Here is a 17,203-nt window from a genome sequence, read left to right on the forward strand (position 1 = left end):
GGCTAAATATACAGTCTATACTTCTTTGCCGGCAAGCCCTGTGAATCACAAACACAAAAAAAGCAGCCATTGGCTGCTTTCTTAATGTGTATCTGCAAAGTTTACTTCACATAATTTTGCTCAAGATACTGAATAATCTCGCCAGATTCATACATCCAACGCACACCATCCTGCTCTTCAATACGCAAACAAGGCACTTTTAATTTACCGCCATCTTTTTCGAGCTCAGCTTTAAAGTCCTGGTTACGTTTAGCATCACGCACTTCAACATTCAGATTGAAGCGGCGCATCGCCCGGCGCACCTTCACGCAAAATGGGCAAGCTTCATACTGATATAAAGATAAATTGGCAGTCTGCTTATCCAGCTGAGCTTGTTGCTCAGGGCTGCGCTGCATTTTTGTCGGCGGAGTAAGCGCATTCAACAGCAGAATAATACGACCAAGAATCCAGCGAATAATAAACACTACTATCTTCCTCAAAGAACAAAAACGGTGCGCGATTCTAGCACAGATCAATCACCGGTGACGATGCCAAATATAGAGCACTGTGACAGGGCCAAATACGTGCACGATCAAGCTGAAATAAAACTGAAAATAATAAACAAATGTTCGAACTTTTCTCAGACAGGGCAGTCACAGGCTAAGCTGTACAGGGATGGAACATGATTTCTAGCTAATTTATCCGGGCTTCTGCGCCCCGCTTTACCAGTGGTAACCCCTCTGAATTGCCAGCAGATGCCTGATCAAACAAAGACAAACTTGCAGCCCTGATACGCAGCAAGAGAAAATTTTGAGTTACGGTGCCACCATGCGTTTATTAATTGCTTCCTGCTTGACCTTCATTTCCCTTTTCAGCCTCAATACCCAGGCAGCGTACATAAGTGATGATGTCTTCACTTATTACCACGGTGGCCCCAGTGACCAGTTCAGGATTACCGGCCGTATTCGCAGCGGCACCAGTATTACAATACTTAGCCGAAACAAAGATAGCGGATACGTACGGATCAAAACCGCTTCCGGCCGTACCGGCTGGCTACCAGGTGCAAACGTAAGCGAAGGTACCAGCATGTCTGTACGCTTCCCGCAACTGGAAGAAAAGCTGGGGAAAAGCAATGCTATGATTACTCAGCAAAATGGCGCTATTCAGTCACTCAAACAACAAACCGTTGGCTTGCAACAGCAAAACAAAGAATACGCCGACACTATTGCTAAGCTGGAACTGGAAATATCCAGCCTGAACCGCTCAATCAACAGCATGGATGACTCTAATCTGATGCGCTGGTTTACTTACGGCGGGCTAGTTGCTTTTGGTGGCCTGATTCTGGGTCTGATTATTCCAATGTTCCCACGCCGCAAAAAACGCCCAGACGTCTGGTAAGCGCTACATCAGAATTTCTTTAAAAGACAGACAAAAAAAACCGCCGTTATTCGGCGGTTTCTGTTTTTAGCTGGTCGATACACCCGGCTAACTGGCAATCGCCGTCTCGCAAGCGTCTGCTTAAGTCCCGGGCCATATTCATAAAAATCAGCGTGTATTGTTCAGCATCGTGCTGATACAAGGCAAATAACTGGTCCGCTTTGATTTCAATTGCATGGCAATGATCATCAGCCAGTACTACACCACTGCGCGGATAAACACCGAGCAGCGCCATCGAACCGAAACACTCAGTTGCCTGAAAACTGCGAATTTTATGTAATCTATTGTTATCACTGCCGTGCTTATACAAAGAGGCATGGCCAGACACAACTACAAAAGCAGAATCACCACGTTCACCTTCAGTGAAAAAAGCTTCACCTGCTGCGTGTTCCACACAACTGCAACCAGAAACTAACAACTTAATACTGTCTTCCCGCAAGCCACCAAATACCGGCATGTCCTGCAACTGCTCAATAGGAATATCTATTGCCACGCGACTACTCTACTTTTCCCGAGACGACATATTGTTATGTCAAACTCATGACATTCTAAACCAAGCAGCGCCACTAGAAAACTGATGCTTTTACCAGCTGTAAAATCAAATACTTAGCAACCGCTCACCCTATTAATGCTCCCCATACTCAAACTGGTTGCTATACTGAGGCTAACAACTCAGCTTCTGAATCCGTTTATGGCATAATTGACGCGTTATAGAGCTAATAACCAATAGCTATGTTTGATATAAACATTCACTATTGGCGTACGGGTTAATAAATTGTTTCAATGTCACCCGTTCTTATGAGGAGATTATTTAGATGCAACGTGTGACTATTTTCGGTCGTGAAGGATGTGGATTCTGCGTCCGTGCCAAGCAACTTTGTGAAATCAAAGATTTCGATTTTCGCTACATTGATATCCACAAAGAAGGTATCAGCAAAGAAGATCTTGAAAAAACTATCGGTAAACCAGTCACTACTGTTCCTCAGATCTTCCACGGAAAGGAACACATCGGAGGCTTTACCGAATTTTCTGCATTAGTCGCTGAACTTGAAGAAGGGAATGAGCTCGAAGGATTCGAGCTGTAAACTGACTAAGCAATAACCGCAATTAACAGCGAGCATGCCAATGATTACATTATTGTTTTTAGCCGTTCTAGCTTGCCTGTTCGTGATTGGCTATAGCCTAAAAGATCAGCTTAAAGGTCATAACAATCAGCCGCAGGTGATGCGTATTCCTGTCGAAGAGCAACGTCAGCAGCCTCAGCGCCGCCGTCGTCGTTAGAAGAGAAGCCTCTTAAAAGAAAAGCGCTCAATCATTAAGATTCAGCGCTTTTTTTATGTCTGCCAGCTTTTCAGTTAAAACCTCCACAGCTTTAGTAAAACGAAGCTATAAATTCTTAACTTGCCCGGTTTAGCGCCAAAGCTCCGTTCAGAATAACCTCAACTTTATGCTTTACTTCATACAGTTCAGTTTCTGAATAAGGCCTGGCAGGCACTGCACCCCATACCGGCGCGGGCCAGGCTGCATCGCTCTCGTAACGTACCACATGATGCACATGCAGCTGCGCGACCATGTTACCAATAGCGGCAACATTCATTTTTCTGGCAGCAAAGATGTCATGCAGATTCTCAGCCAAAAATGACGACTCATGAATCAGCTGCTGCTGCTCTTCTTCAGGTAAATGGTAAATCTCTGTCGCGCCTGCACGCCGTGGTACCAAAATGCACCATGGATAATTTGCATCATTCATTAATAACAACCGGCACAGCGGAAAGTCGCCAATATGAATACAATCGGCGGCTAAACGGGGATCCAGTTCAAACTCCAGCTCAAGCTCGTCCATCATATATCTCCTTTGTGAAGCAATACCTTAACTCTAGCAGTTCAATAGCTATCCCGACAGAACTTGTTGACTATAAAGCAGTTTTTAACACCATCGCGGGATCAGCCCAAACCAGTAACAGCAGCGTAAGACTGGTTTATAACAGCCGTCTGACATACAGTAGGCGAACTATCCCGCCAGTTACCTTATATTCTGATCTATGACCACATTTAGCTTTCATAACTCAATTGCCGATATTGGTCAGGAGACCTGGGATACCTTGGTGCACAGACCCGGCGACGGACTTGATTATCCGTTTATACGCTATGGCTTTTTACATGCTCTGGAGAACAGCGGAAGCGTTTGTGCAAAAACCGGCTGGCAGGCATTTCATCTGGTAATCAATGATCCTGAACCTGTTGGCGTTATGCCACTGTATATCAAGCAGCATTCATACGGTGAATACGTATTCGACTGGGCCTGGGCCGATGCCTATCAGCGTTACGGGCTGGAATATTATCCAAAACTGCTTAATGCCATTCCTTTTACACCCAGCACCGGCCCCCGTCTTTGTCTGTCTGCGAACCTAAGTGCAGCACAGCAGGCCGAGCTACATCAGGCAATAGCACAGGCACTGACGCAGGTTTGCCAGCAACATAAACTGTCTGGCTGGCACAGCTTATTCCTAGAATCTGAAGTCATTCCTCTCTTGCAGGGTAAAGGCATTAAGCGCAGATTAGGCAGCCAGTACCACTGGTTTAATCAGAACTATACTGACTTCGATGATTTCTTAAGTTATTTCAGCTCCAGAAAGCGCAAGAACGTTCGCAAAGAGCGGCAAAAGATTGAGCAACAGACAATCGAACATCGCTTTTTGAATGGCAGTCAGATCAGCAACAGCGAGCTGGAAAGCTTTTATAACTTTTATCAGGTGACTTATCTCAAGCGGGGACGCTCCGGATATCTGAATCTCGATTTTTTCCGCCAGCTCTGCGAGCAAATACCAGACAACCTTTTGTTCTGCATTGCCAGTAAAGATAATGACGACGTTGCGGCAGCACTCTATCTGCGGGATTCAACAACCCTCTACGGGCGCTATTGGGGCTGTCTTGACGAATTTGACAGCTTGCATTTCGAAACCTGTTATTACCAGGGAATCGATTATTGCATTCAACACGGTTTAAAACGCTTTGATCCTGGTGCACAGGGCGAACATAAAATTCAGCGCGGCTTTAAACCTATCGAAACCTGGTCTGTTCACTGGCTCGCTGAGGCCGGATTTGATCAGGCTATCAGCCAGTTTCTGAATGAAGAAGAACAAATGATGCGCGAACATATGTCTGTTCTTGAAGCTCAGTTACCTTTTAAAGCCGACAGTTAAACCAAACAAAATGCCACGTGCCGAAGCTTTATTCGGCAACCATTACCCAAACTGGGCAATACATATTCAGGCTGCAGGCCAGTAACTATGAGGGTTGTTGAATATTAAGTGTTTTTTTCCGGTTTTGGACACAAAAGTTTTCCAGTACTTTGCCGATTAAATCGATTATAGTTTTGCAGTCGGGCAAAACCAGGATCTTCTAGTTAGGCAAGATATGACATCAACAGAAAAAGACAATCAGGAACTACGCCGCGTCATCCGTCTTATGTCGAGTAAGATGGAACGTAATGAGGCGATCCTGAAATCATTTTTTGAGATGGAAATACGCCTGCTCAGCTGCAGCACTCTGGCAGAATTACTGGACCTGCTATTAGTAGAGTTTAAAGAATATTTCCGCCTGACATCCGTCAATCTTATCTTATTAGACCCCGAAGGTGCCGCCCGTGACCTGCTGGACGAATATGTCCCGCCTAAACCCGGACATACACTGCGCTTCGTTAAAAATCAGCGGTTATTGAAATCTATTTTCCCAACCCCTGAGCTGAAAGCTGGTGAATTAACTGATGCAGTTAAAAAGTTGGCCTTTCCAGGCAGTCCTTTTATTCTCAGTAGCGCCCTCCTACCCCTGATACGTCATGACTGCCTGATCGGCAGCCTGCATCTGGGAAGCAAAGACCCCGGCCGTTACAGTGACAGCTTTGATTACGACTACATTAATCATCTCGCATCTGTGATTGCGGTATGTATTGAGAACTGCATAAACCAGCAGAACCTCAAGCGCATGAGCATCATAGATATGCTCACTAAAGTACATAACCGCCGCGCCTTTGATCAGGAAATTATTCGCGAATTATCACGGGCGAACCGTCATCAGAGCACGCTCAGCTGCCTGTTTGTCGACCTTGATCACTTTAAGCTGGTCAATGATACATACGGCCATCAGGTAGGCGACCGGGTACTGCGAAGTGTTGGTCAGGTACTTAAGAAGTCACTGCGTAAGACTGACTTTATTGCCCGTTATGGCGGCGAAGAGTTTGCGATTTTGCTGCCTAAATGTGATGCCGTACAGGCACAGCAAATCGGCGATACAATACGCAATAAAATCCTTAAAATGATTATGCATAATGATCTTGGGGAACCGTTTCGAATCAGCTGTTCTATCGGTATCTCCAGCTGCGAAGTCTCCCGCTACGATCATGCGTCACTGGAAGATCTTTCTACCCGGTTACTGAAAGCAGCTGACGACGGTGTCTACACAGCCAAACATAATGGCCGCAACCAGTGTGCTTATGAGCACTTCGATTTAGAACCCCGCAGCGGTATCAAACTGGTTTCAGGTTAATAAAAAACCGCTGACAGATTCACTCCATCAACGGTTGATTTTTTTCTACTTTATGCGGATCTCAGATTTCAATCGCCTGCGGCAACACAAACCAGCGCAATGCTTCTGCGTCAGCCGGTAAACTCAGCTCAAAACGCTGGCCTTGCTGCTCCTGTAGCAAAACGTCTTCTGCCTGCTGCAACAAACCTGCATAATCAATATCTGTTGCTGTTGGCCGAGGCCGCTCCGTCTGATCCTGATCCATAAAATCCAAATCCTGCAAATTCACCGCAGGTCGCAAACCTTGCCCCTGATACTTCCAAACGCCTGAAGCGGTATCGTACTGGTAGAACGGCAGTAGACGCCAGCCATGCTCAGCAACCAGGTCTATAGCCTGTAACAAATACTGAAAACAGGCTTCGTCAATAAAGTAATTAAAGTTCAGACGACTCCAGCCTGGACGCATCACCATCTGTGCAGCCTTAATCTGAGCTTCTACAGCCTTGCTATACTGCATATCCATATCGAGTAGCGCATGACCATAGGGACCAGCACAGGAGCATCCACCGCGCGCCTGAATGCCAAACAGATCATTCAGCAAGGCAACAACAAATCCGTAATGAAGATCTTCCTGCTGATACTTAATTCGCAGAGAAACTATAGATAAACGTGGGGCATCAGGATTACCCAACACTTCGATTTTATCGTTATTGCCCCAATGCTGCAGTGCACGGCGAACAAAGTCGGTTTCCAGTTTTTCTATTCTCTCTACTCCAACCTGCTGCTGTAACCTAAACACCAGACCGGCACGAATAGACTCAATAATCGCCGGCGTTCCACCTTCTTCTCTGCGTTCACCGTGCTCTGTGTAACTGTGATCTTCAGGGGTTACATAAATTACCGTACCACCGCCCGGCACGGCCGGTACCCGATTCGTCAGCAGCGCTTTATTGACGACCAGAATTCCAGGAGTACCCGGACCACCAATGAACTTATGCGGCGAAATAAACACAGCATCCAGCGCGCTGTCTGGCTTACCACCTGAAAGCATATCAATACCTACATAGGGTGCGCCGGCTGCATAATCCCAAAATGCAAAAGCTCCAAAACGCTTTAGCAAATGACTGATACCAACCACGTTGCTCTTCAACCCGGTAACATTAGAAGCCGCAGAGAAACTGCCAATCTTCAGCGGTCTGTTCTGATATTCAACCAGCTTTTCTTCCAGAACCTGTATATCCAGCAGTCCTGTCTCGCTCAGTGGAATCACCACGACATCGGCAATACTTTCCCGCCATGGCAACTCATTGGAGTGATGCTCATAAGCACCAATGAATACTACCGGACGCTGGTCCTGTGGAATCATATCGGTAAATTTATAACGATCATTCAAATCAGCCGGCAAACGTAAATTAAGTATATCCACCAGTTTATGGATAGCAGCCGTTGCCCCTGAACCGCAAAAGATCACTTCATAAGTGTCGTCAGCATTCACAGCCTGACGAATTTCTGTCCGTGCCTGCTCACGAAGCTGACCTGTCTGTGCGCCGGTATAGGAAGACTCAGTATGCGTATTGGCATAAAACGGCAACACCTGCTGCTGAATATACTCTTCAATAAAGTTCAGGCTTCGGCCTGAAGCTGTGTAATCGGCATACACCAGTGGCTTATCGCCAAAAGGGGTTGTGATGGTTTGATCCGAGCCAATTACTGCATCCCGTATCCGTTGAATAAGCGCTGTCATACTGCCACTCCGCGTGCTGCATTAAAGAATGCATAAAGTATATGCAGCATCCCGTAAAAAGAGTTTGCTTTTATTCGTACAAACACCGCACAAGATAGAAATTTATTTTATTTTTATATATAAAAATAAATTATTTTTCTTCACCACCACCCTAATATAAAATATATCGGCAATGCAAAATCATAACAGCAGAGATCAGTATGGACATTAAAGACCGCCAGATACTCAATATTCTCCAGCAAGACTGCAGCCTTTCATTGCAGGCCATTGCTGAAAAAGTAAATCTTTCCCCTACCCCCTGCTGGAAACGAATAAAACGCTTAGAAGAAACCGGTGTTATCAAATCACGGGTGGCATTGCTTGATGCTGATAAAGTAAATCTGGGAGTGTCAGTCTTTGTACATATTAAAACTCAACACCATGATAGCCAGTGGCTGGAAAACTTTGCGAATAAAGTCACAGAATTGAAAGAAGTCGTTGAGTGCTACCGGATGGCAGGCGAATGGGATTATTTACTAAGAGTGGTCGTTGCAGATATTCAGGCGTTTGATCAATTCTACAAAATTCTTGTGAACCGGGTAGAAGGTATCAGTAATGTGACGTCGAGCTTTTCAATGGAAGAAATAAAAAACACCACCCGCCTGCCTTTACTCTGACATAATTCAGCGCCAGTGTAAGCCAGCAGATTTATTAGCAATTCAGAGTAACTCTGCCAGCGAATGAATACGCACATCGGTCAGTTCGGGCCATTCTATTGTCCCGACAGCAGACACATGCACGGTCTGAGCATCTATGGCTTTACCAGCCTCCAGATCAAACCGGAAATCTCCCACCATAATCAACTCATCACCAACAACCTTCCAGCGCTGACAGAGCTTTTGTAAGCCTTCAGGGTCAGGCTTAGGCCTGGCTTCGTCACGGCCCAGCACTTCTTCAGCATGGAAATATTCGCCGACACCAATCGCCTGTAGAGAACTAATAGCAAAATCTTTTTTATTACGGGTAAGGATACCCAACTTACAACCAGCAGCGTGCAGCCTGACAATCAGGTCCTGCACACCTTCAGCCGGCTCTGCCTGACGGGCATAATATCCTTCAAGCTCGTCGAGCCGCTGCAACAGCACCTGTTTTTGCGGCTCAGGTGTTTGTTCGATCGTCTCCAGAATAGCTTCACCTTCCGGGATACCTAACTCACGACGCATATGCGCAAAATCGTGAACCGGACGGGTTAAAGTCCCGTCCAGATCAAATACCCAGTGACGAAATTTATTCAGATCGAACATATCACTCCAAATGTCAGTAATACTCAGAGACTCAAAGACTCAGCACTCTGTCACAGACAATTATGAATAATTAACATCATTAAAAGGATCAATCGGATTTTCCAGTGCACTGTCTTCACTGCGATACAAAATCTGACCTTCCAACTTAAAGCCTTTACTGTGGAACCAGCGCATCACTTCTTCCCGGCTTTCATCAGCCTTAAAAGATGCCTGCCAGGCAACACCTATCCGGTAAAAATACAGCACCAACAGTGCCGCCGCGGCACCCAGATAAAACTCAGATGCAAATGCGAACAACAATGCGATAACACCGGCAATCCATACCCGGCTGGCCTTAGCCTGCTTCAGACGCTCAAAATGCTCCAGGTAGGTTTCATTAAACTTTACAAAACGTCGAAAGTTCTGTTGCACATCGTACTTATCCTGTGCAGCGATACTTGGCTCCATCACTCTTTTCCTTTCTTCTAATGGCTCTTATAAAGTCACTGTCCTGACAATACGCACGAAACCTATTGTCAGATCAGCAAAAATAATCTGCGGTTTAAACCGCCAGACTCTTCGTCAATACTTCGAAAACATCTTTAGACAGCTCACCACTGGCTTTAATACGCTCCAACTCAGCACGCATCTGCTGCTGACGGGCCGGTGCATATTTCTTCCAGCGCGTAAGCGGCCCTAACAAGCGTGATGCTATCTGCGGGTTTTGTTTATTCAGCTGGATAATCTGATCCGCCAGGAAAGCATACCCGGAACCATCCTGATGATGGAAGTTTACCGGATTCTGGCCACAGAACGCGCCAACTAAAGAACGTATCTTATTCGGGTTTTTCGCATCATATGCAGGATGCTGCAATAAAGCTTCAACCCGCGCTAAGGCGCCTTCAGAAGGCTTACTCGCCTGTACAGACAACCACTGGTTCACAACCAGAGACTCATCTTTCCAGCTGTCATAAAAACGTGCCAACAAGTCATCAGTTGCTGCGCTAAAATCAGAATGCGTTACCAATGTCAGTGCCGCCTGCTGATCAGTCATATTGTCAGCCGCATCATATTGCTGCAACGCTAACTGCAGATACTCTTCTTTACCAGTCGCCAGCAAATACGCCAACGCCAGATTCTTCAGACTCCGACGGGCAATAGAATCAGCATCCGGACTGTAAGCCGCTTCGCTCAGATTAGCCTGATAAACATCCTGCCATAAAGGCTCAAGCTCTGCCGCCAATGTATTGCGCACAAACTCACGAACTTTGTGAATCGCTTCAACATCAATTACCTCTGCCAGCTCACTCAGATACGCCTGGCTTGGCAAAGTCAGAATCTTGCTGACCATAGCTTTATCCAGAGAGCTATCTGCCAACACTGTGCGATACGCATTCACTAACTGTTCCGGCAGCTGTAACGCCTTACCCGCCTGATGATCAACAATCAGCGCCTGCATCATTTCAACAGCCAGCTGTTGAGAAGCATCCCAACGGTTAAAACCATCACTGTCATGCTGCATCAGGAAAATATGCGCTTCCTGTGAATAGGGATAGCTCAGCTTCACCGGTGCAGAAAAACCGCGCAACAATGATGGTACCGGCTCAGAATCAATATTCTCGAAGTGGAATACCTGCTCAGCTGCAGTGAAATCCAGCACCTGGGTCGTGGCACTATTCTCCAGCAAATATTCACCGCCCTGCTGATCCAGTAAACCTATTGCGACCGGAATATGGAATGGCTGCTTTTCGGCCATATCAGGCGTCGCCGGGCAAGACTGACGCAATGTCAGGCTGAAGCGCCGTGCCTCTGCATCATAAGTACCACTGGCATCAATAACCGGCGTACCGGCCTGTGAATACCAGCGACGGAACTGAGTTAAATCCCGACCACTGGCGTCTTCCATAGACTGAACAAAATCATCAGTAGTCACAGCCTGACCATCATGACGTTCAAAATACAGATCAGAACCTTTACGGAATTCATCTGCCCCCAGTAACGTATGAATCATACGTACCACTTCACAGCCCTTTTCATAGACTGTCAGGGTATAAAAGTTCGAAATCTCTATGAATGAGGCCGGGCGAACAGGATGCGCCATTGGACCTGCATCCTCAGCAAACTGAGCGGTACGCAACAAAGACACATCTTCAACACGTTTTACCGTGCGCGAGTTCATGTCCGCTGAAAACTCAGAATCCCGGAAAACCGTAAAGCCTTCCTTAAGACTCAACTGGAACCAGTCACGGCAGGTAACCCGGTTACCAGACCAGTTATGGAAATATTCATGGGCAACGACCGCCTCTACCCGCTGGAAACCTGCATCGACAGTCGTTGCCGGATGAGCCAGGACGCAGGACGTATTAAAGATATTCAGACCTTTATTTTCCATCGCCCCCATATTGAAGAAATCCACCGCTACAACCATAAAGATGTCCAGGTCATATTCACGGCCATAGACTTCTTCATCCCAGCGCATGGACTTTTTCAGCGAAGTCATGCCGTAGTCCAGCTTGTCGAGATCTTTACTTTCAGCAAAGATCTGCAACTTCACATCGCGACCGGACATTGTTGTATAGCTGTCTTCAATGTATTTCAGATCACCGGCAACCAGTGCAAATAGATAAGCAGGCTTAGGGAAAGGATCCTGCCAGCGCACCCAGTGAGTGTCACCTTCTTCACCACGTTCAACAGCATTACCGTTCGACAGTAAAATCGGGTACAGCGCTTTTTCTGCTACGACTATTGTTTCGAAAACAGACATCACATCCGGGCGGTCAGGATAAAAAGTTATCCGGCGAAAACCTTCTGCTTCACACTGAGTGCAGAACATACCGTCAGACTTATACAGGCCTTCAAGTGCAGTATTATTCTGTGGCTCAAGAACAGTGACACAGTGCAGTTCAAACGCTTGCGGAACAGCTGCTATGCTTAGCAGCTCACCTTCGCGCTGATACTCATCGGTGGTCAGACTACGCCCATCAATAGCCAGCTCCTGAAGCACCAGGTCAGGATGACCATCTAACTGCAACGCAGGGTTACTTTGCTGACATTCAGGATTTCGGATAATTTTAAGGTCGGCAAACACGCGGGTATTGTCTTCACCCAGCTCAAAACGCAGTGCCGTGGTTTCAATCAGGTAAGCAGGAACCTGATAATCCTTGAGAAAAATTTCATTCGGTTGTGACTGAGTCATCAAGCTACCTTATGTATTCAGTTACTTCCTGCCGACGCTAACCAAACGTGCCACCGGGCATTTCCCTGCCCGGATTACTGGCTACAATCCGGATAAAATAACAGCGTCGGTAAAAGTGTCATATTTTGGAACCTAGCAATTGGAGGAGTGAAGCGGAAAATAATTCCCCTCAAACTGCACTAAATTCAACCTGGTATGAGCTGTACTTACGGATATTAATAACTCCGATATCAAGTATCAGATACTGACCTTTAATGCCCTGCAACACACCTTCAACCTCTGGCGTTTTATCCAGATTAAGACTGCTGACCTTACTTGGATAATTAAGCACAGGGTAGTTAAGTTCCAGTACCTCAGAATCACTGAGATACTCAAACTGTGTATCATGCTCTTGCTCAAGCGCGGTCAGTTCGTCCGCACACAACGCCAGTAAACGATCTCGTTCAGCAATCAAATCCAGTTTATCTACCTGGCCCTTCAGCATCGCCCGCCAGTTCGTTTTATCGCTGACATGCTGGCCGATAACCCGTTCAACTAAACCTGACCAGCGGCGTTCGCTTACCTTCAGGATTGGCAGTGCCTGAACAGCCCCCTGATCAATCCAGCGGGTTGGCAACTGATTGCCCCGGGTGATACCCACTTTAATACCGGAAGAATTGGCCAGATAAACGTAGTGACTCTGCTTACAGAAACGCTCACCCCATTCAGGATCACGGCAGGTACCCAAATGATAATGGCAACGCTCAGGCGCCATAATACAGGTATCGCACTGCGGCAGCTTTCTGAAACATGGATAACAATAACCCTGCGCAAAACTCTTCTTGGTTTTACGGCCACAGTTACTGCAATGAATCTCACCGGCAAAACTCAGCCGGATACGACGTCCAATATATTCATTGAGAGAAATTTGCTGCTCGCCCAGCTGTAGCTGGTAAGCAACAGGTTCAGCCAGGCTAACTGGCATTTTGCTTAAAGCACCACAGCCCAGTTGCTGCAGAATACTGATATCAGTGCTCATTTAAAATCTTCAACACCTGTGGTTCTAAGGGATTCTTACCATGCTGACTGCCGTCTTTCTTCGTCCGGTCTATGTAACCGCTACGCTGTTCTTCCGGCAAATTGGCTGCTTCATAGGCAATCACAGCACGCATGGAGGTTTCACGCTGCTCTTTACTTAGCTTCTGACCATTGGGCCACTTGCCCAATTCCACAGCCTGCTTAAGGCTGGCATAAACATCCGGCGTCATCGCCTGGATCATTTTTTCAAAAGTCATATCAGTCTCCGGTTCGAGCCGCCAATACTAGCATAAACTCCCCTTTCAGGGGCGACGTAACATACTAATGGCCTTAGCAATTAACGCTAACATGACACCGGCAATTAAACCGGCAAGGTGAGCGGTATTGGCAACCTGCCCAAACCCAAACGTAGCCAGCAGATCTGAATAGCCCAGCGCCAGCATGAACAGAATAAAACCAAGTATTGCGGGCGGCAAACCAACCGGCTGAGGCGGTTTGAGACGGTCCCATATAACGGCAAAGCCAAGCAAGCCAAACACCACACCGGACATACCCAAAAACAGTGGCCCGGCATCCCAGAACTGCGCAATGTTAGATACAACACCGGTAACCAGCGCCATCAAAATCAGCGCCGGAGAACCAAACAGCATTTCCAGCCGGCGGGCAACTATCCACATCCAGAGCATATTAAATACCAGATGCAAGACACTGCCGTGCATGAACGCAGGGGTAAACAGCCGCCAAACTTCGCCCTTACTCAGTTCAGCCCATAAATCTGTACCGTATCGAATCTGATCGCCCCGGACCTGAAAATCGACAATGGACATATATGACATAACCTGTAAATCAGCACCAAAATCCACCCAGAATGTCGCCAGTACACTCAGTAGTATCAGTAACATAGTCACAGGCGTACGCATCAGCTCTGATACAGACACACCACTTTTCCGCGGATGATTACTGCGAACACTCTGCAAGCTGCCGCCCTTTTGCCAGTGCTCAAATAACTCTCTGACCTGCTCATCACTGACACTGTGTGCGACCAGTAAAATCTGCTTATCATCCTGTTCCAGCACCCGGTGTGGCACGCTGTGCTTCCACAACATGGCGGTAAATTCACTTAAATCCACACTCAGAGAGACTTCGAGAACAGGTTTCATAGGCTCCTATACCTGGCTGGCAATTTCTTTACGTACATCAACCCAGACAAACTTATTCGGATCAATACTGGTTTCATCGTCAAGGCGATATGCAACCAGCTTACCGTACTTAACTGCACTGTAATCCAGGCAGGCCACATTATCTGCCAGTGCCTGCGGTTTACCTTCACACCAATAATGACCAATAAAGAGCAGCGGCTCATCCGGCTTATAGTGAATCAAATCAGCCCGGTCTGCATCACTCAGAGGCGTTCTTGCTACATGCTCCGGTAACGGATCAGGCTGAAAAACCACATCAACATAATACTGGGGATCACAGGACCAGAACTTAGTTCGGAAAAAACGTCGCTTAAAGCCATCTTTACTGATCATTTCCTCGCCATTAGGCAGCTTCAGATGTGTACCTCGAAGCAAGCGATCCATGGTTTCCCACTCATAGGAGCCTACAATAGCTGCCTGATGGAGATAATCTTCACTGAGTCGATTACTGCCAGACGCTTTCAGAAAACTGTCAACATGTCCCTGTGACCAGCAGGCATGGACAACCCGAAACTGATCCTGCTCAAGAAACAGCGGCATCTCCTGCATCCAATTTAGAAAATCCCGTTTATCATCCGGATGATTCGCAAACTGATCGAGGGTTTCATTCAGTATCCGCAAGTGGCGGCGGTTATGCTCACGTAAATACGGCATACCGGAACCTGGCCGGCCGGGTGTTGTATAAGAAAGGTAATTAAATTCATGATTACCCATCACAATCTGCGCACAGCCTGCATCAACCATATCCCGGACAATATGCAGCGCCTCACGGATACGCGGCCCACGATCGACAATATCACCAAGAAAGATAGCCTGCCGGAAAGGATGCGAAAACACCCCGTTACGCTTACTGTAACCAAGCTTTTCAAGTAACAGAATTAAAGTATTGGCGCAGCCATGTACATCGCCAATCAGGTCATACCCCTGCCATTTTTGTTGCATATCAGTCACCCAGCTTCGTACTCCAGCCGAGTTTTTCACGACAGGTCTGATAAAAGTTATGGTTCAGCGGATGTAACAACTTCAGTTTCTGCGGCTTCTTATGAATCGTAATCGTATCGCCCGGCGCACAACTGATATCTTTCTGACCGTCACAACTAATGGTCGGATACGTCTCGTTGCTGTCACTGATAACCAGCTTCAGCTCGCTGTTACCGTCCACTACTATTGGTCTGCTCGACAATGTATGCGGAAACATTGGTACCAGCACCAGCGCATCAAGCTTAGGATGCATGATCGGACCACCGCCAGACAACGCATAGGCGGTTGAGCCTGTCGGGGTAGATACAATTAAGCCATCAGAACGCTGGGTATAGACAAACTGACCTTCAATATACAGCTCGAACTGAATCATTCGTGCTGACTTACCCGGGTGTAATACACAGTCATTCAGACCTGTCGCTTCACCAATCGGCTCGCCCTTACGCTTAACAACCACATCAATCAGAAAACGACGATCAACGGTATATTGGCCGTTAAGTACTTCGCCAACTTTTTCTTCAATCTCATGGGGAGCAATGTCCGTCAGGAAGCCTAAATTGCCGCGGTTAACCCCCAGCACAGGCACATTCGACTGCGCCAGGCTTCGCGCCGCACCCAATAAGCTGCCATCACCGCCAACAACAATTACCAGATCACATATCTCGCCCATCATTTTCGTATTACAAGTCTGCTCACTATGGCCCGGCATCAGAGAAGCTATTTTTTCATCCAGAATAGCATTCAGACCACGCTCACCAAGGAAGCGAATTAAATGCTTCAGGGTATCTATTACCTTGGTACTGCCCAAACGTCCGATTAAACCGATATTACGAAAATTATCCATTAGCACTCCAAAACGCAGTCAGATAAGCCTGCCGCGCAATTTTATTCTGTCTCTTGTCTCTGTTTTTCCATGTCGCGAAAACGCTTCAGTTGCTCAGCCAGACGCTCCTCCATCCCCCGGAGTCCCTGCAAACCACCGGTATGCACCATCACAACCCGACTGCCGGCAGTAAATTCTCCACCTGCCAGCATGTTCTCTAACGCCAACAACAGTTTACCGGTATACAAAGGTTCTAACTGAACACCACTGTGTATCTTAAAGCGCTCAATACAGTCAGCCAGACGGGGCGAAATTTTACCATAGCCACCTTCATGTGCGTCGAGAATTAATCGCCAGCGCCCATTATCAGCATAGCCTGCCTGCTTAAGTAACCCACGTATATCATCATACAGGAAGTCAGCCCCCTTAAGGGCTGGCACACCTAATACCTGGGTCGGAACCGGAGCAGCCGAAATCAGCCCCGCCAGAGTTGCACCAGTTCCACAGGCACAGCACAGGAAGTCTACATCATCCAAAGCACTCAAAGACCCGGCAATCTCCGTACAACCTTTAACCGCCAATGCATTAGAGCCCCCTTCCGGCAGATACTCAAACTCCCCCAAACGTGCACGCAGACTGTCGATAAAAGCCGCTGAATCTTTTTGCCGGTATTCAGCACGGCTAACAAACTCAAGCTGCATTCCCCAGGACTCAGCATCCTGTAGCATTGCAGACACTTGTGCCGGGCGCTCACCCCGAATAACACCTATGGTTGGAATTCCCGCCTGATAGCCAGCATATGCCAGCGCATGTATATGATTCGACCATGCACCACCAAACGACAGTAACGGGTAAGACTTCCCAGCAGCCTGATATGCAGCCAGGTTATATTTCAGTTTGAACCACTTATTACCGCTTATGAAAGGATGAATCGCCGTCAGATCAAGCAACAGCAAACGCACCTGGCGCTCAGCAAAGCTGGCCGGCGTAACATCACGTAGTGAAAGTGAAAAATCGGTTGGCGACACGTTTCAGCAATCC

The 17,203-nt window shown here is 47.1% G+C and carries 19 protein-coding genes; 6 read left to right on the forward strand and 13 right to left on the reverse strand.

Annotated elements, in window-relative coordinates:
- Positions 1-101: 101 nt before the first annotated feature.
- Positions 102-464: a glutathione S-transferase N-terminal domain-containing protein gene (locus tag OCU49_RS14795; RefSeq protein ID WP_261841336.1), complete on the reverse strand. Its 363-nt coding sequence runs from the start codon at positions 462-464 to the stop codon at positions 102-104.
- 343 nt (positions 465-807) lie between these two features.
- Here OCU49_RS14795 and OCU49_RS14800 point away from each other — a divergent pair, with 343 nt between their 5' ends.
- Entirely contained in the window at positions 808-1,377 is a 570-nt protein-coding gene (locus tag OCU49_RS14800) for a TIGR04211 family SH3 domain-containing protein (protein WP_261841337.1), read from the forward strand.
- Positions 1,378-1,423: 46 nt separating this feature from the next.
- Here OCU49_RS14800 and OCU49_RS14805 read toward each other — a convergent pair whose 3' ends face one another.
- A complete protein-coding gene (locus OCU49_RS14805; RefSeq protein ID WP_261841338.1) occupies positions 1,424-1,909 on the reverse strand; it encodes a Crp/Fnr family transcriptional regulator in 486 nt (161 codons plus the stop codon).
- 322 nt (positions 1,910-2,231) lie between these two features.
- On the opposite strand from OCU49_RS14805, the gene OCU49_RS14810 reads away from it, so the two are divergent.
- Complete coding sequence (locus OCU49_RS14810; RefSeq protein WP_261841339.1) at positions 2,232-2,501, forward strand: GrxA family glutaredoxin; 270 nt, start codon at positions 2,232-2,234, stop codon at positions 2,499-2,501.
- A gap of 40 nt (positions 2,502-2,541) precedes the next feature.
- Positions 2,542-2,697 (forward strand): hypothetical protein, encoded by a 156-nt coding sequence (locus OCU49_RS14815; protein WP_261841340.1) that lies wholly within the window; start codon positions 2,542-2,544, stop codon positions 2,695-2,697.
- Positions 2,698-2,812: 115 nt separating this feature from the next.
- Here OCU49_RS14815 and OCU49_RS14820 read toward each other — a convergent pair whose 3' ends face one another.
- Positions 2,813-3,259 (reverse strand): HIT domain-containing protein, encoded by a 447-nt coding sequence (locus OCU49_RS14820; protein ID WP_261845242.1) that lies wholly within the window; start codon positions 3,257-3,259, stop codon positions 2,813-2,815.
- Positions 3,260-3,458: 199 nt separating this feature from the next.
- On the opposite strand from OCU49_RS14820, the gene OCU49_RS14825 reads away from it, so the two are divergent.
- A complete protein-coding gene (locus OCU49_RS14825; protein WP_261841341.1) occupies positions 3,459-4,619 on the forward strand; it encodes a GNAT family N-acetyltransferase in 1,161 nt (386 codons plus the stop codon).
- Between the two features lie 160 nt (positions 4,620-4,779).
- On the forward strand, positions 4,780-5,961 hold the full coding sequence (locus tag OCU49_RS14830) for a sensor domain-containing diguanylate cyclase (protein ID WP_261845243.1): 1,182 nt from the start codon (positions 4,780-4,782) through the stop codon (positions 5,959-5,961).
- 61 nt (positions 5,962-6,022) lie between these two features.
- Here the strand turns inward: OCU49_RS14830 and OCU49_RS14835 are convergent, their stop codons facing one another.
- Entirely contained in the window at positions 6,023-7,684 is a 1,662-nt protein-coding gene (locus OCU49_RS14835) for an aminotransferase class V-fold PLP-dependent enzyme (RefSeq protein ID WP_261841342.1), read from the reverse strand.
- A gap of 200 nt (positions 7,685-7,884) precedes the next feature.
- On the opposite strand from OCU49_RS14835, the gene OCU49_RS14840 reads away from it, so the two are divergent.
- Positions 7,885-8,340, forward strand: coding sequence for an Lrp/AsnC family transcriptional regulator (locus OCU49_RS14840; RefSeq protein ID WP_261841343.1), 456 nt, complete (start codon positions 7,885-7,887; stop codon positions 8,338-8,340).
- A gap of 42 nt (positions 8,341-8,382) precedes the next feature.
- On the opposite strand, the gene OCU49_RS14845 is transcribed toward OCU49_RS14840, so the two are convergent.
- The 9 genes from OCU49_RS14845 to OCU49_RS14885 form a co-directional block, all read right to left on the reverse strand.
- The gene (locus tag OCU49_RS14845) at positions 8,383-8,967 is read right to left on the reverse strand and encodes an HAD family hydrolase (protein WP_261841344.1); all 585 of its coding nucleotides are present in this window, start codon (positions 8,965-8,967) and stop codon (positions 8,383-8,385) included.
- A gap of 60 nt (positions 8,968-9,027) precedes the next feature.
- Entirely contained in the window at positions 9,028-9,414 is a 387-nt protein-coding gene (locus OCU49_RS14850) for a hypothetical protein (protein ID WP_261841345.1), read from the reverse strand.
- Positions 9,415-9,508: 94 nt separating this feature from the next.
- A complete protein-coding gene (pepN, locus tag OCU49_RS14855) occupies positions 9,509-12,142 on the reverse strand; it encodes an aminopeptidase N (protein ID WP_261841346.1) in 2,634 nt (877 codons plus the stop codon).
- A gap of 169 nt (positions 12,143-12,311) precedes the next feature.
- A complete protein-coding gene (locus OCU49_RS14860; protein ID WP_376787880.1) occupies positions 12,312-13,160 on the reverse strand; it encodes a DUF2797 domain-containing protein in 849 nt (282 codons plus the stop codon).
- Positions 13,150-13,416: a YeaC family protein gene (locus OCU49_RS14865; protein WP_261841347.1), complete on the reverse strand. Its 267-nt coding sequence runs from the start codon at positions 13,414-13,416 to the stop codon at positions 13,150-13,152. Before OCU49_RS14865 ends, OCU49_RS14860 begins: the two co-directional genes overlap by 11 nt.
- Positions 13,417-13,461: 45 nt before the next feature.
- On the reverse strand, positions 13,462-14,319 hold the full coding sequence (locus OCU49_RS14870; protein WP_261841348.1) for a rhomboid family intramembrane serine protease: 858 nt from the start codon (positions 14,317-14,319) through the stop codon (positions 13,462-13,464).
- A gap of 6 nt (positions 14,320-14,325) precedes the next feature.
- Positions 14,326-15,300, reverse strand: coding sequence for a metallophosphoesterase (locus OCU49_RS14875; protein ID WP_261841349.1), 975 nt, complete (start codon positions 15,298-15,300; stop codon positions 14,326-14,328).
- Position 15,301: 1 nt separating this feature from the next.
- A complete protein-coding gene (locus tag OCU49_RS14880; RefSeq protein ID WP_261841350.1) occupies positions 15,302-16,183 on the reverse strand; it encodes an NAD(+) kinase in 882 nt (293 codons plus the stop codon).
- A gap of 41 nt (positions 16,184-16,224) precedes the next feature.
- A complete protein-coding gene (locus OCU49_RS14885; RefSeq protein WP_261841351.1) occupies positions 16,225-17,190 on the reverse strand; it encodes a 1-aminocyclopropane-1-carboxylate deaminase/D-cysteine desulfhydrase in 966 nt (321 codons plus the stop codon).
- Between the last annotated feature and the right edge of the window lie 13 nt (positions 17,191-17,203).

This window comes from Aliamphritea ceti (assembly GCF_024347215.1).
In the GTDB taxonomy this organism is placed as follows: domain Bacteria; phylum Pseudomonadota; class Gammaproteobacteria; order Pseudomonadales; family Balneatricaceae; genus Amphritea; species Amphritea ceti.

Bases quoted from the DNA above. Each gene is read 5' to 3' on its own strand.
- OCU49_RS14800 (WP_261841337.1), top strand. From the start codon at position 808: ATGCGTTTATTAATTGCTTCCTGCTTGACCTTCATTTCCCTTTTCAGC.
- OCU49_RS14810 (WP_261841339.1), top strand. From the start codon at position 2,232: ATGCAACGTGTGACTATTTTCGGTCGTGAAGGATGTGGATTCTGCGTC.
- OCU49_RS14815 (WP_261841340.1), top strand. From the start codon at position 2,542: ATGATTACATTATTGTTTTTAGCCGTTCTAGCTTGCCTGTTCGTGATT.
- OCU49_RS14820 (WP_261845242.1), bottom strand. From the start codon at position 3,259: ATGGACGAGCTTGAGCTGGAGTTTGAACTGGATCCCCGTTTAGCCGCC.
- OCU49_RS14825 (WP_261841341.1), top strand. From the start codon at position 3,459: ATGACCACATTTAGCTTTCATAACTCAATTGCCGATATTGGTCAGGAG.
- OCU49_RS14835 (WP_261841342.1), bottom strand. From the start codon at position 7,684: ATGACAGCGCTTATTCAACGGATACGGGATGCAGTAATTGGCTCGGAT.
- OCU49_RS14840 (WP_261841343.1), top strand. From the start codon at position 7,885: ATGGACATTAAAGACCGCCAGATACTCAATATTCTCCAGCAAGACTGC.
- OCU49_RS14845 (WP_261841344.1), bottom strand. From the start codon at position 8,967: ATGTTCGATCTGAATAAATTTCGTCACTGGGTATTTGATCTGGACGGG.
- OCU49_RS14850 (WP_261841345.1), bottom strand. From the start codon at position 9,414: ATGGAGCCAAGTATCGCTGCACAGGATAAGTACGATGTGCAACAGAAC.
- pepN (WP_261841346.1), bottom strand. From the start codon at position 12,142: ATGACTCAGTCACAACCGAATGAAATTTTTCTCAAGGATTATCAGGTT.
- OCU49_RS14860 (WP_376787880.1), bottom strand. From the start codon at position 13,160: ATGAGCACTGATATCAGTATTCTGCAGCAACTGGGCTGTGGTGCTTTA.
- OCU49_RS14865 (WP_261841347.1), bottom strand. From the start codon at position 13,416: ATGACTTTTGAAAAAATGATCCAGGCGATGACGCCGGATGTTTATGCC.
- OCU49_RS14870 (WP_261841348.1), bottom strand. From the start codon at position 14,319: ATGAAACCTGTTCTCGAAGTCTCTCTGAGTGTGGATTTAAGTGAATTT.
- OCU49_RS14875 (WP_261841349.1), bottom strand. From the start codon at position 15,300: ATGCAACAAAAATGGCAGGGGTATGACCTGATTGGCGATGTACATGGC.
- OCU49_RS14880 (WP_261841350.1), bottom strand. From the start codon at position 16,183: ATGGATAATTTTCGTAATATCGGTTTAATCGGACGTTTGGGCAGTACC.